This window comes from Paenibacillus sp., assembly GCF_048976745.1.
Lineage (GTDB): Bacteria > Bacillota > Bacilli > Paenibacillales > Paenibacillaceae > Paenibacillus.
On sequence record NZ_JBHGUU010000014.1, the window covers coordinates 170,695 to 184,577 of the forward strand.

Genomic DNA, 13,883 nt, shown 5'->3' on the forward strand with positions numbered 1-13,883 from the left:
TTCACTGCGGTTTAAAACCTAAGATCCACCAGTACGGCGACGTTGGTTGTTAGGCTTTTTGTTGTTTTGACTCTTCATCGCTTTAGGTCCGCCTTCAAAGTAGGCGCTGGATTGGTTACCGGAATTTGCTTGTTCTTTCTTTTGCGCCAGCTTTTGGCGTATAGCATCCTGCAAACTGACCTTTTTCGGTTCGTTATTTTCGCTCATCGTTATTTCCCTCCCGGTCTTACAGTGAGCCGTCCAAATTGGACGGGATGTACCTATTTTATACGTTTTATAAAAGCCCCACAAGGGCAACCTGATAAAATGCTCAAAACCTTTGGTTTTACCCAGGCCAACATTTTTTCTCATTAACTACAGCCCTGCCGTCTGGCAACTTTGTTTCGGCTTGCCTACAGCAATGCAGCCTGGCAACACTGTTTCTGTAGACCCACACGCTCCGCATTTGGTAACATGGAAAAACCGTAATACGAAACGTTAAAGGAGTGTCGCCCGGTTTGAACGCTTATGAAGAAATTCGAAAAGGGGAGCGAGGGGCCTGGGTTAGTATTGTAGCCTATCTCATCTTATCCGCCTTTAAGCTGATCTGTGGATATTTATTTGCTTCCAGCGCCTTGCTGGCCGATGGTTTTAATAACCTTACGGATATTGTGGCATCCGTTGCTGTATTGATCGGGCTTCGGATTTCCCAGAAACCACCTGACTCGGATCATGCCTATGGTCATTTTAGAGCGGAGACTGTTGCTGCCTTGGTGGCTTCATTTATTATGGCTATGGTTGGACTGCAAGTATTGGTTGAAGCCGTTCGCTCCTGGTATGAAGGAGCCTTTGTGGCTCCCAACTTGTGGGCAGCAGCGGTGGCTGTAGTCTGTGCTGTGGTGATGTTAGGCGTGTATCGTTACAATCATCGTCTGGCTAAACAAATTAATAGTCAGGCTCTGATGGCAGCGGCAAAAGATAATCGTTCGGATGCCTGGGTCAGCATAGGCGCTGCAGTTGGAATTATAGGTGCGCAGTTTGGACTTCCATGGCTGGATAAAGTAGCTGCCATTGCTGTAGGTCTGTTGATCTGCAAGACGGCTTGGGAGATTTTTCGGGATTCTACACATCGTCTTACCGATGGATTTGATCAGAAGGAGCTGACGGATCTCAGATCCTCAGTAGCTCGCGTTCCAGGTGTTGAGATGATCAAGGATGTGAAGGCACGTGTGCATGGCAGTCATGTACTCGTGGATGTGGTCATTGAAGTGGACGGAAGCCTAAGCTTGATTGAAGGCCATCAGATCTGTGACCGAGTGGAAGAGCGTTTGAAGCGATCGCATAATATCATGCATGTACATGTGCATGTGGAACCGAAGACAGAAGAAGTCACAGGTAACACTTGAACAGGGCGTGAACATCTTGAAAAATCAAAAGAGGACAGCCGCGATTGTGCCTGCTGTCCTCTTTACTTATCGTTAGAACGATTATACGATGTTACTGAATGGCAACGTGGATCCACGCTTTGCCTTTCCAAGTGTACACTTGCACCCACTCGCCACCGTCGAATCCGTCAACCACTTCACCTGTTGTATCGATGACTTGGGAGCTCAATGCACCGATTGGTTTACCGTTAGGTGCATCATAGAACCAAGTGCGCTCCAGAAGGTTCAGCAACATTGTAGGTGCCAGTACTTCATCACCTGGTTTTACAAGTGGCTCTTCAAACATTTTATCATCTGTAGTCGTAGCAGGCGTTTCAGTTGTTGTTGAAGTACCTTCTGTGCCTGTAGTGTCTGTTGTTGTACCGGTTACTGTCTCAGCAGTACCTTCTACTGTGTCTACAGCAGGTTTGTTCACTTCAACAGCCGGAGTTGTTGTTGTTGTTGTTGTCGTAGCTTCTGTTCCTTTTTCCGGAGTCACCGTTCCGGTAACCGCTTCCTCAGCACCAGCAGCGGCAGCCATCGAACCCATCAACGTTAAAGCAGCGGCAAAACTTACGATTTTTTTCATTTGTTTTTCCTCCTCGGTTGGGTATGTAATTTGTTGTCCTGTGTTTAAAGTAACCAAGCAAGCTCACCTGTGAATCACAAATTATAACAATATTTTCTTGCATTCTCCAGTGTCAACTGGCGCATATGTGGGTATATAGCAAGCCTGTAAATATCATACTTCGGTGGGATAAAACCGGGTTGGCTATCTCAAAAAGGTCCTGTTTTTTTGAAATTCATGGGAGAGCAGCTTGGAATAAAGCGGGAAGGAGTGCAATACATAATATAGAAAAGTTGACCCATGCCTAAACGCACAAAAGCCAATCGGCTGCGTAGCACGATCGGCTTTTGTATGTATTCGTTAATATTGCTCAGTCATATCAGAGCTGAGGTTATCGCATTCGGCTACGTCCCGTAATGAGGGAGATGACGAACAGTACAACAAAGATGAAGAAGAGTACTTTCGCAATTGAAGCAGCTGCTTCAACAATACCGAAGAATCCAAAAATACCTGCTACCAGTGCAATAATTAGAAATAAAACAGACCATTTCAACATAAGGTTTCATCCTTTCGTTTGCTTGATTCTGGAGTGAGTTGTGTTCACCTCACCGCCTTGTGTAGTCTAACTTTAACCGGGGGCTATCCAGTTGAAACATTGGTTTTTTTTCCAAGCGCGAGCATATTTGAAGTAACATGTTATTTTGTTTCGTCCGGGAAATCGCCGGGTAACTATAGCAATAACAAACTGATGCACATATGGAAAGTGAGGTTCTTCTATGATCTATCAAATTAGCGTGGCCCTGATTGCAGTGGCATTTGCAGTCCTTGTGTTCTTTTTAATTCGTACCTTGAAATCCGCTCAGGGTTCCCTGGACAATGTCTCACAGACATTGCAGGAGGTACAGAAAACGATTGATGAACTTAGCTATGAAGTGAAGCAAACGGTAAGACACGCCAATGATATTACGGTGGATGTACAGCACAAAATGAAAAAAATTGATCCTGTGATGGAATCTGTCGAGAATCTCGGAGAAGTGTTGAATGAAGTGACGGCAGCAGCCAAGCAAGTCTCCTCAACACTGATGGCTAAATTTCAGACCAAACGTAGCAATACTGAACAGAGCAAGCGCCCTGAAACGAGTCATGCAATTACACCGCCTGCTACATCAACGGATCGTACGCTGCAATCCTACGAAGCTACATATAATGATGAAGCTAGGGGCGGGAAAAATTGGATGAAGTATATTGATATAGCAGCGAATGTGTGGCAACGGATGCGCAAGTAACATTACCGCTTTGTAACCCGTGAAAAAGCCTTCGGAGCGGTGATGAACCTGATGAAAGGGTGAGAATCATGATGAAACTACTGCTTGTGATGTTTAGCGTAATTTCTCCCTTTTCCGTTCAACCGGCAGCGGTACCCGCTGCTCACGATATGCAATGGACGGCAATGGAAGAGAAGGCGTCAGAGGTAACTCTGGCTGTTGATCGATCCGAGACTTTCCAGCATATTCGGACTCTGAATGGCATTTCTCTGGATGACACCATGGACGATTTGTTGGCCAAGAAGGGCCAGCCGGTGTATAAACAGGAAGATCCTTATCTGGGATGTCCTGAATATCACTTTCGTGATGTGAAGGTTGGTTTGTGTGAAGATACGGATGTCATTCATTATGTGCATATCGATGCATCTGAAAATCACATTATGTTAAACGGAAAGAGAATCGAGATGAATATTGAAGCGATCCATCATGCTCTCGGGAAACCGTATTATGTGGCTGAGGACGGAGAAGTGTTTCTCCGTGGAGACCAGGCTCTAAAGGTATATATGAAGTCAGGCTCTCATCAGATTGAAGGTATTGATCTTTTTGATGACACAGTTTCCTAGGATTGGTTATTACCGAATCGTTTCAACCCCATATAGTATGGTTATATATTAAGTAGCTCGATACAGAAGATTAAATCAGAGGAGAGTGGAAACGATGAATTCAACCAATGAGCAAGCATATGCAAAAGTGGTAGAAAACGGAGTCCAAGCGGTAGAAGCGGTGAAAGAATTGCAGATTACCGGATACCTTGCTGATCAAATCTTTGTTCTCGCCCATGAGAAGGATCGTACAGATCGAATTGCTGATACAGCAGATGCCAAAGAAATTGGCATAAAGGAAGAAGGCGTATTTGATTCCTTGGCGAATCTGTTCCGCTCACGTGGTGATGAACTCCGGGCCAAAATTGTTTCGATGGGCTTTACCGAAGCTGAAGCTGACTTCTACGAGAGTGAGTTAGACAAAGGTAAAGTACTCGTAATTGCCAAAAAGAAAGATTGATCAATATAACGGTGAAAGTGGAAGTTTGCTGAACAGGACAAGCTTCTGAATCACTTAAGTAAAATGCTTAATCAAAAACATAGATAAGGAATGGGGCTTCCCCCATTCCTTATCTATGTTTTTGCAAGTTTGGAAGCGGGATCAGGACGCTGCAAAAACAGGGCGAAAAGCGGTGAAGATTACCCGTGATGGTGCCATTTACTGATAGAGTTTTTTTGTTTTTACGATTATAGTTATACTAGGAATTATTATGTCTACTGCCGTTTTGTATGCAAAATTTGTATAATTAACGTTCGTTTTACCTTAATAAGAATCGACAAACCCGGACGCCACAGATAAGGAGATATCAATGAGAATACTTATTGTTGACGACAATCCGACGAATGTCATTATCATTCGAGAAATTCTGAAAAAAGAGAACTATCGTGACATTGTAACCGCGAGTTCCGCCATGGAAATGTTTGAAGTGTTGGGAATTGGGGAGGAAAGCAACGAACTTCGCCCAAAACCGTCGGATATTGACCTGATTTTGCTAGATATGATGATGCCCGAGATGGATGGTATCGAAGCCTGCAGTATTGTGCAAAAATTTGAAAATTTAAAGGATATACCGATTATTATGGTGACTGCGATCGGGGACTCCAAGAAACTTGCCGAAGCATTGGATGCAGGTGCGTCAGACTATGTGACCAAACCGATTAATAAAGTCGAACTGATGGCCAGAATTCGACTTGCACTTCGTTTGAAACAAGAGAAGGATTGGCATAAAGAGCGGGATCAACGTATTCAGGATGAGCTCAAGTTGGCAGCGATGGTCCAAAATGCCGTATTAAGTCCGGCAATTAGGGACCCGTTGTTCCAAGTGCACGCCATCTATAAACCATCCTTTGAGCTAGCGGGTGATCTATATTCTTGGTACCCCCTTGGAGAAGGTCGTTACGGAGTGCTGCTGCTCGACATGATGGGACACGGGATATCTTCATCCCTGTTTACCATGTTTATCGCTTCTGTCTTGAAAGATACAGTGACCACATATGTGGATCCAGAGAAGGTCATTCAGGAGTTGAACCGTCGTTTTAACCAGCTCCATCTGGAGAAACAATTGGTACAGTATTATTTTACGGCCATTTATCTGGTCGTTGATACACGAATGAAGCGTATTGATTATGTTAACGCAGGGCATCCACCTGCTTTATTTTTCCGAAACGACGGCAGTGTCACCACATTTGACAGCGTCTGCTGTCCTGTTGGTTTATTTGACAAAATGGATATTGAACCACAAACGATTCATTACGAGGGTGATGGGCATATAGCACTTTATACGGATGGATTATTGGAAGCTGTTCAGGGCGGGCAGGAGGAGCAACATGAATTCCTGATCGAAAAATTGACCGGCTCACATCAGTGGGATGAAGCTGCTATGCAGGCCATGTTTTTTGACGACGAAATTCCCCAGGAGCGGGATGATGATAAATGTCTGGTCTGGATTACTTTAGATAAAGGGGCGGGGGATGAATGAAGATCAGAAATAAACTGCTGATTGGTTTTACCGCTCTGATGGCTATTTTGATCGTGCTCACGTTTGTGAGTTATGAGCGCCTGAACAGTAGCAATCAGCAGATTGATCAGATGTATCAGGAACGTTATCTCAAAGTGAGGTTCACCTCAGCTGCACGCGGAGAAGTTAACGACATTGCCAAAGTGCTGGCTAACTTGTTATTAAATCCGAACAATTCGATTAGTGCTGCTGAAGGTGACCTGAAGGAGATGAAGGAACGAGGTGATCGTAATCTCGAAGAAGTGAGAAATCGGGCGGACAGTGCACCTGAACATCAGCTGGTGGATCGAGTAAATTCGGCGTGGACCGCTTATACGTCCTATGCTACGAAACAGATCAATCTCATGTCCCAAAACCGGGTAGAAGATGCGAATAACTACCGCAATGCAACAGGGCTCGCGGTGCAAAAAGAAACTGTGGATAGTTTGAATGCTCTTTCCCGATATCAGGATCAAGAGATTGATGCCGAGATCAAAAACGCTAATGCAGCGTATACAAGAGCAGTGCAGATCACAATAAGTATTATGATTGCGGGGCTGTTGCTTGCATTGGGGGTCATTATGTGGGTGCTGCCGAGTATTACGCGGGGGCTGAACACCGTATCCATGATGATCACCAGTTTTGGCAAAGGCCGTTACCGCACAATCAGACGCTTACAGATCAAATCCACAGACGAGATTGGTCAGATTGCCAGTGTGTTCAAAGATGTATCCAGTGATCTGGAAGAAAAACTGGAAGTTGAGAAGGCTTATATTCAGGCTCAACAGGATCAAAACTGGATGAACTCAAACATCGCACGAGTTCCCGAGTTACTTCGGGGAATTGGTTCCATTCGACAAATCTCACAGATGTTTATCAGTGAGTTCACACCGGTCCTTGGTGCTCAGCTCGGTGTCGTTTATCTGATCGATGAGGAAAAACATCCCGACGAACTGAGACGGTACGGTGCATATGCATTTGAAGAGAACGAAGACGTTGGTAAGGAAATGTACCGGATCGGTGAAGGCCTAATTGGTCAGGCAGCACTGGATATGACACCAATTGTTTTGGAAAATACGCCTGAAGATTACGTGAATATTGGTTCAGCTTCAGGTTCAACACGTGCTACAGGTATCATGATTTATCCTGTCGTGTTTGAAGACGAACTGATTGGCGTTGTGGAACTTGCTTCCTTTGAAGGGTTCAATGAGCTTCACAAACAATTGTTTGCTCAACTGATTATGAACTTGGGCGTTATTCTGAACAACGTTCGTCGTCGTTTACGTGTCGAGGAACTGCTTCGTGAATCCCAGGCACTAACAGAGGAACTACAGGTTCAATCCGAAGAACTGCAGACCCAACAGGAAGAACTGCGCCGCTCCAATGAGAATCTGGAGGAGCAGACAGAAGCGCTTAAACGCTCCGAGGAACTATTACAGCGTCAACAAGAAGAATTGGAGCATTACAATACGGAGCTCATTGCCAAGACGCGAGCGCTTGAAGAGCAGGTACGTGAAGTTGAAGAGAAAAATGACGAAATTGAGAAAACGAAGACACAGTTGGAACAACAAGCTACGCAGCTGTCGATGACAAGCAAGTATAAGTCCGAATTTTTGGCGAATATGTCGCATGAACTTCGTACACCGCTGAACAGCCTGCTCATTCTTTCCCAATTATTGTCGGAGAACAAGGGCGGAAATCTGACTGACAAACAGCAGGAATATGCACAGACCATCTACATGTCGGGTGCAGACCTGCTGAAGATGATTGATGAGATTCTGGATCTGTCCAAAGTGGACGCAGGGAAGATGGATATCAATTATGAGACCGTTCGAATGGAAGAGCTGACCAGCTTTGTTCAGCAAAACTTTGGACCGATGGCGAATAAAAAAGAACTGAACTTGCACATCGAATTCGACAGCGATTTGCCGGAATGGGTGTATACGGACAGTCATCGCGTGAAACAGATTTTGCGGAATTTGTTGTCAAACGCGTTTAAGTTTACCAATCGAGGTTCGGTTAGTCTGATTGGACGACGGATGAAACCGGAAGAACTGCCAGGTTATATGAACACGAATCAGGAATATCTCGGATTTAGTGTAAAAGACACGGGGATTGGTATTCCATCGGATAAAACAGATCTGATCTTTGAAGCGTTCCAGCAAGTGGATGGGACAACAAGTCGGAAATACGGCGGAACTGGCTTGGGATTGTCCATTAGCAGAGAACTGGCACGTTTGCTTGGTGGTGCAATACAGGTGGAATCATCCGAGGGTGAAGGTAGCTGCTTTACCTTGTACCTGCCGGATAATCATGAAGAAGAAGCCTTGGCAGAGGAAGGTGCTTCAAGAGAAGCGGCTGTATCCTCAGAGGATCTTTATGAACAGTCCATTGAAACACGGACCATGCTTTCAAGTCATCAGTCCATCCTATCTCCTGATCCGGAACGGAGCGTAGGTACAGATCTGTCTCCTACCCACACTCCAGATGTCACGCAGATCGAAGATGATCGGGAGAATATCACGGAAGGTGACAAAATCCTCCTCATCATTGAGGATGATGTGAACTTTGCACATATTTTGATGGATATGGCGAGAGGAAGAGGATTCAAAGCACTTGTTGCCCTGCAAGGTGACAAAGGTCTTGAAACGGCCCGTCAATATCTGCCGGATGCCATCATCCTTGATATTCAACTGCCTGTAATGGACGGTTGGACCATTCTGGGTGAACTGAAGAGCAGTTCGGCAACACGTCACATTCCGGTACATGTCATTTCAGTCATTGATGATATGAAGCAAGGTCTGATGATGGGCGCCATTGCTTACTTGAAAAAACCTTCCAGCAAGGATTCACTGGATAAAGCTTTCTCGCATATCAAATCATATACCGAAAATCAGTTGAAACGACTGTTGATTGTGGAAGATGATGAAATTCAGCGTAAAGCCATTATTGAATTGATTGGTCATGATGATGTTGCAATTACGGCAGTATCTACAGGTAGTGAGGCGCTGAATGAATTACACAGCCAGCGTTATGACTGTATGGTACTGGATCTGATGTTAACGGATATGACCGGCTTTGAGTTGCTCGACCAGATTCGGGATGACGAATATCTGAACGATCTGCCGATTATAATTTATACAGGCAAAGAACTGGATTCCAAGGAAGAAATGAAGCTGCGCAAATATGCGGAGTCCATCATTATCAAGGACGTGAAGTCACCAGAACGTTTACTGGATGAAACCACCTTGTTCCTGCACCGGGTAGAAGCCAATTTACCGGAAGACAAGCGTCGCATCTTGCAGAAGTTACACAACAAGGAAACGTTGTTTGAAGGTAAGAAGATATTGCTTGTTGATGACGATATTCGTAATGTATTTGCTCTTTCCAGTGTCCTTGAAGGTTATCGTATGGATGTAACGTTTGCAGAGAATGGCCGCGAGGCTCTGGAGATTTTGGAGAATAATCCGGAATTTGATCTGGTACTGATGGATATGATGATGCCAGAAATGGACGGTTACGAAGCGATGACACGAATCAGACAGATCCCGCAGTTTGAAAAGTTGCCGATTATTGCGCTCACGGCCAAAGCGATGAAAGAGGATCGCGGCAAATGTATTGAGGCCGGAGCATCTGATTATGTGAAAAAACCGATCCAGACCGATCAATTGTTATCCTTAATGCGCGTATGGCTGTATTCGTAAGTTCATTATTCGTATGTTCATGGTTTGGGTAATGAAAGACAATACGACGAATACGCAAGTAACAAATGAAGAAGTGGAGAGAATTTATGACACCGTGGGAACCTACCGAGACGGGGGCAGATTTGGTCCGTATGCCGCAAGATGAAGAACGCGAGCTGATCGAGATTGAGTTGCTGTTGGAAGGCATGCACCGTTTATATGGATATGATTTTAGAAACTATGCACTGCCATCCCTGAAACGAAGAATCTGGCATCATGCACATGCTGAAGGTGTTAAGAGCATATCTGGATTGCAGGAGCGTGTTCTTCATGACCGTTCCGCGTTTGACCGTTTTGTACAGAACTTATCCATCCCTGTAACGGAAATGTTTCGAGATCCTTCGCTTTTCCGAATGTTTCGGGAAAAGATTATTCCTATCCTGAGAACCTACCCGTATATCCGAATATGGCATGCGGGTTGCTCTACGGGAGAGGAAGTCTATTCCATGGCGATCATGTTGCATGAGGAAGGACTGTACGATAAGGCAAGAATCTACGCAACGGATATGAATGATCGCTCTTTGCAACAGGCCAAAGAAGGCGTATATGGTATTGAGAAAATGAAACTATTTACTACAAATTATTTGGAGGCAGGGGGTACCAGAGCCTTCTCCGAGTACTATACAGCGAAATACAATTCGGTGATATTTCATCCTTTTCTAAGGAAGAACATCATTTTCGCCGAGCACAACCTGGCAACAGACCGGTCATTTAACGAGTTTAATGTTATCTTTTGCCGTAATGTCATGATTTATTTTAATGATGAACTGCGGAACCATGTGCATGGGCTGTTCCATGAGAGCTTGAGCCACTTTGGTATTCTGGTTCTGGGGTCAAAAGAATCGATACATTTTACAGAGTTCAGTGATACCTATGAGCCGTTAGACCGGACCGAAAAAATATACCGGAAGATCAAATAGGGGGTTAGGGTTAGCCATGGGGCTCAATGAACCAATCCACATATTATTGGTAGATGACCGCCCTGAGAACTTGCTTGCTCTTGAAGCAGTTCTGGAATCGGAACAATATAAACTCGTTAAGGCAACTTCCGGAGAAGAGGCACTCCGCTGTCTGCTAAAAGACGAATTTGCGGTTATCGTTCTCGATGTGCAGATGCCTGGAATGGACGGAATTGAGACAGCAAAGTTAATTAAGGCACGGGACAAGTCCAAGGATGTGCCGATTATATTCATCTCAGCGAATAGCAGAGAAGCGGAGCACTTGTTTGCCGGATATTCAGCCGGGGCCATTGATTACATGGTTAAGCCATTTATTCCTCAGATTTTGAAATCCAAAATCGAGGGATTTGTGGAGATGTTTATCACCAATAAACGACTGAAGACACAGACGATGCTGCTTCACCAGAAAACACAGGAACTGGAGAAGATGAACCAACAACTCATTCAGGCCAAGGAAGAAGCGGAAATCGCAGCTAATGCAAAGACCGAGTTCCTGGCGATGATGAGTCATGAGATTCGCACACCGATGAACGGAGTTATCGGTATGGTGGATCTGCTAATGGAGACGGAACTGAAGGAAGATCAGAAGGAATATGCAGACATCGTTCGCCGCAGCGCGGATGCACTGGTCACGGTCATCAACGACATTCTTGATTTTACCAAGATGGAATCAGGCAAAATGGAACTTGAAGAGCATCCTTTTGAAATTGTCTCTTGTATTCGGGAAGTGTTGGGGTTGTTTGCTGCAGAAGCAGGCAAAAAGAATCTGGAACTGGATTATTTCCTGGAAGATTCTGTCCCTGAATTAATATATGGAGATATGGCAAGGTTACGTCAGGTTCTCTTGAATCTTATTGCAAATGCGATCAAATTCACCGATCAGGGTGGAGTGTATCTGATTGTGTCAGTTAAGGAAGAACAAGACGGACAACTGGCATTGGAGTTTGCTGTTAAAGACACCGGGATAGGAATCGCTTCAGACAAAGTTGATCGCCTGTTTCAGCCTTTTTCCCAGCTGGATACATCCATGACACGTAAATACGGTGGAACTGGCTTAGGACTGGCAATATGCAAGACTCTGGTTGAAATGATGGGTGGGCAGATCTACCTGGATATAACAGAACAGCGGGGAGCGACGTTTGTATTCACGATTCAAGCGAAACGTTATGTAGAAACCGAACTGGTCCAGAGGAACGGGGAAGAGAAGTCGACGGATGTGAAGAATGAGAATAAATACCCCACGGTATTAATTGTGGATGATCATCCTATTAACCAGAAGTTGATGGCGATTATGCTCGGTAAACTTGGCTTGCTCTCAGACATTGCTGAAGATGGACAGAGTGCACTTGATATGGTAAACGGTAGCCGTTATGACTATGTATTCATGGATCTGCAGATGCCTGTTATGGACGGTTTGGAATGTACACGGCGGATTCGAGAAAGCCTATCCCAGTCCGATCAGCCCATCATTATAGCCATGACAGCTAACGTGATGGAAGGTATTCAGCAACGCTGTATTGCTGCAGGGATGGATGATTATATTAGTAAACCGGTGAAAATGGGAAATGTAAAACAGAAAATAGCCCAGTTTCAGAAACAACGACAAATGCTAAACCCAGGCCCTTCAGCCATGAATCAGGCCAATTGAAACATTTGCCAAACTCCTTTCTGTTTCACTCGTGCTGAAGTTGGGTTATTAGGTAAGGAAACCATTGATCAGGAGAGAGATGTCTAATGAATACAAATAAAAATGAAAAATTCAATGCAAGAACCGAAACTCAGGACGGCGTGTGCACGGTGTATCTGACTGGCGAACTGGATTTGTCGGTTGCTCCTGACTTCCGCTTGGTGATGGAGCCGCTCGTGGATAACAAGGAACAGGATCTTGTAATCAACATGAAAGAATTGAAGTACATTGATAGTACAGGGATTGGTATCCTGTTATCTGTACTGAAGGCAAGACATGGAATGGAAGCTCGCTTTGAAGTACAGGAAGTTCCTGCGCAAATCCAGAAACTTTTTGACATGACGGGCATCGCCAAATTCTTTGTCACACAGAAGAATTCCCAATAGGAAAGGATCGAAAAAGGAATGAATGCAGAAGTTCAAAGAGTCACCCTTAATTTACCGGCGACAGCTGATTACGTTGATATTGTAAGACTTAATCTCTATGGAGTTGCCTCCAAGATGGGATTTTCTTATGAAGACATTGAGGATATGAAAGTTGCTGTATCCGAGGCCTGTAACAACTCTGTACTGTATGCATACTCACACGAAGGCGGCATGGTTGAAGTTGTATTCGAAGTGGATGGCGAAACATTGTCCATTACTGTCAAGGACGAAGGTGCCAGCTTCGAGAACATGAATCCTGCTGTGTCGCGTGCCGGTCTTCACGACAAAGAACTGACAGAAGCACAGATTGGCGGACTTGGGTTCTACCTGATGCAAGCCTTGATGGACGATGTCAGTGTGGAAAGTGAGACGGGCAAAGGTACGAAAGTAGTACTCGTAAAACGTCTTGCAAGAAGTGAGGAGAAAGTATGAATGAAAAAGTGACTCCCCCAGAGTCCATGTCTGAAGCTATAGGTTTGATCTGGGAATACCAGCAGACCCAAGATAATGAAATTGCAACAGTTCTTATCCGTAAATATGAACCAATGGTCAAAATGGCAGCAGGTAAGATTGCTCGGAATCGCCCCGATCTATACGAAGACTTGTATCAGACCGGGCAGATGGCCTTGATTCGTTTGCTTAAGCAATACGATATCAATCTGGGTATTCCGTTTGAACCTTATGCCATGAAGAGCATGATTGGTCATATGAAGAACTACTTGCGTGATAAATCCTGGTATATTCAGGTTCCCCGGAGGATTAAGGAAAAGGGGGCCCTTGTACAACATGCCATTGATGAGTTAACCGTGAAGTTGGAGCGCTCACCCGGTGTGAATGAAATTGCTGAATACCTTGATTTGACTGCGGAAGAGACGATTGAAGTTCTGGCTGGTCGGGAATGTTATCACTATGTGTCACTGGATTCTCCTTTATCTCAGGATGACAGTGCAGCAACATTGGGTGAACTGATCAGTGCAGATGTTAATGACTATGATTCGGTCGAAAAACGGATGGACTTGCAACAGGCATTGGGACAATTGAAGGAACAAGAGCAGCAGGTACTTATTCTAGCATTTCAGGATGGCCAATCTCAGCGTGCAATTGCACAAAAGCTTGGTGTTTCGCAGATGAGTGTATCTCGGATTCAGAAGCGAGCTACAGAGAAATTGAAACAGATCATGTCGAATGCTTCAATGTTATGAAAAATGTAACCCTAATGTTGTTGAGTACGGCA

General features: G+C 44.7%; 14 protein-coding genes. 11 read left to right on the top strand and 3 right to left on the bottom strand.

From position 1 onward, the window contains the following. Window positions 1–18: 18 nt before the first annotated feature. A complete protein-coding gene (locus tag ACE3K2_RS21655) occupies window positions 19–207 on the bottom strand; it encodes a hypothetical protein (RefSeq protein WP_017692261.1) in 189 nt (62 codons plus the stop codon). Between the two features lie 290 nt (window positions 208–497). Here ACE3K2_RS21655 and ACE3K2_RS21660 point away from each other — a divergent pair, with 290 nt between their 5' ends. After that, a complete protein-coding gene (locus ACE3K2_RS21660) occupies window positions 498–1,385 on the top strand; it encodes a cation diffusion facilitator family transporter (RefSeq protein WP_421894895.1) in 888 nt (295 codons plus the stop codon). A 91-nt stretch (window positions 1,386–1,476) separates the two neighbouring features. On the opposite strand, the gene ACE3K2_RS21665 is transcribed toward ACE3K2_RS21660, so the two are convergent. Both ACE3K2_RS21665 and ACE3K2_RS21670 read right to left on the bottom strand, forming a co-directional pair. Beyond that, entirely contained in the window at window positions 1,477–1,992 is a 516-nt protein-coding gene (locus ACE3K2_RS21665; RefSeq protein WP_421894898.1) for a hypothetical protein, read from the bottom strand. A 370-nt stretch (window positions 1,993–2,362) separates the two neighbouring features. Then, entirely contained in the window at window positions 2,363–2,527 is a 165-nt protein-coding gene (locus ACE3K2_RS21670; protein ID WP_017692264.1) for a DUF1328 domain-containing protein, read from the bottom strand. A 220-nt stretch (window positions 2,528–2,747) separates the two neighbouring features. On the opposite strand from ACE3K2_RS21670, the gene ACE3K2_RS21675 reads away from it, so the two are divergent. The 10 genes from ACE3K2_RS21675 to ACE3K2_RS21720 all read left to right on the top strand — a co-directional run bounded on the left by ACE3K2_RS21675 (window position 2,748) and on the right by ACE3K2_RS21720 (window position 13,851). Next, window positions 2,748–3,257, top strand: a complete 510-nt coding sequence (locus ACE3K2_RS21675) for a DUF948 domain-containing protein (protein WP_421894902.1) — start codon at window positions 2,748–2,750, stop codon at window positions 3,255–3,257. Between the two features lie 68 nt (window positions 3,258–3,325). Further along, window positions 3,326–3,859 (top strand): hypothetical protein, encoded by a 534-nt coding sequence (locus ACE3K2_RS21680; RefSeq protein WP_421894905.1) that lies wholly within the window; start codon window positions 3,326–3,328, stop codon window positions 3,857–3,859. Window positions 3,860–3,953: 94 nt separating this feature from the next. Continuing rightward, window positions 3,954–4,298 (top strand): general stress protein, encoded by a 345-nt coding sequence (locus ACE3K2_RS21685; protein ID WP_017692267.1) that lies wholly within the window; start codon window positions 3,954–3,956, stop codon window positions 4,296–4,298. Window positions 4,299–4,647: 349 nt separating this feature from the next. Then, entirely contained in the window at window positions 4,648–5,817 is a 1,170-nt protein-coding gene (locus ACE3K2_RS21690; protein ID WP_421894908.1) for a PP2C family protein-serine/threonine phosphatase, read from the top strand. Next, window positions 5,814–9,539 (top strand): response regulator, encoded by a 3,726-nt coding sequence (locus tag ACE3K2_RS21695; protein WP_421894911.1) that lies wholly within the window; start codon window positions 5,814–5,816, stop codon window positions 9,537–9,539. The genes ACE3K2_RS21690 and ACE3K2_RS21695 overlap by 4 nt, the downstream gene beginning before the upstream one ends. Before the next feature lie 86 nt (window positions 9,540–9,625). Further along, on the top strand, window positions 9,626–10,498 hold the full coding sequence (locus tag ACE3K2_RS21700) for a CheR family methyltransferase (protein ID WP_017692270.1): 873 nt from the start codon (window positions 9,626–9,628) through the stop codon (window positions 10,496–10,498). Window positions 10,499–10,514: 16 nt separating this feature from the next. Then, the gene (locus ACE3K2_RS21705; RefSeq protein ID WP_421894914.1) at window positions 10,515–12,185 is read left to right on the top strand and encodes a response regulator; all 1,671 of its coding nucleotides are present in this window, start codon (window positions 10,515–10,517) and stop codon (window positions 12,183–12,185) included. Window positions 12,186–12,271: 86 nt separating this feature from the next. Next, window positions 12,272–12,610, top strand: coding sequence for an STAS domain-containing protein (locus tag ACE3K2_RS21710; RefSeq protein ID WP_036606989.1), 339 nt, complete (start codon window positions 12,272–12,274; stop codon window positions 12,608–12,610). Between the two features lie 18 nt (window positions 12,611–12,628). After that, a complete protein-coding gene (rsbW, locus tag ACE3K2_RS21715) occupies window positions 12,629–13,081 on the top strand; it encodes an anti-sigma B factor RsbW (RefSeq protein ID WP_062836469.1) in 453 nt (150 codons plus the stop codon). Continuing rightward, window positions 13,078–13,851 (top strand): sigma-70 family RNA polymerase sigma factor, encoded by a 774-nt coding sequence (locus ACE3K2_RS21720; RefSeq protein ID WP_047841571.1) that lies wholly within the window; start codon window positions 13,078–13,080, stop codon window positions 13,849–13,851. Before rsbW ends, ACE3K2_RS21720 begins: the two co-directional genes overlap by 4 nt. Window positions 13,852–13,883: the final 32 nt, after the last annotated feature.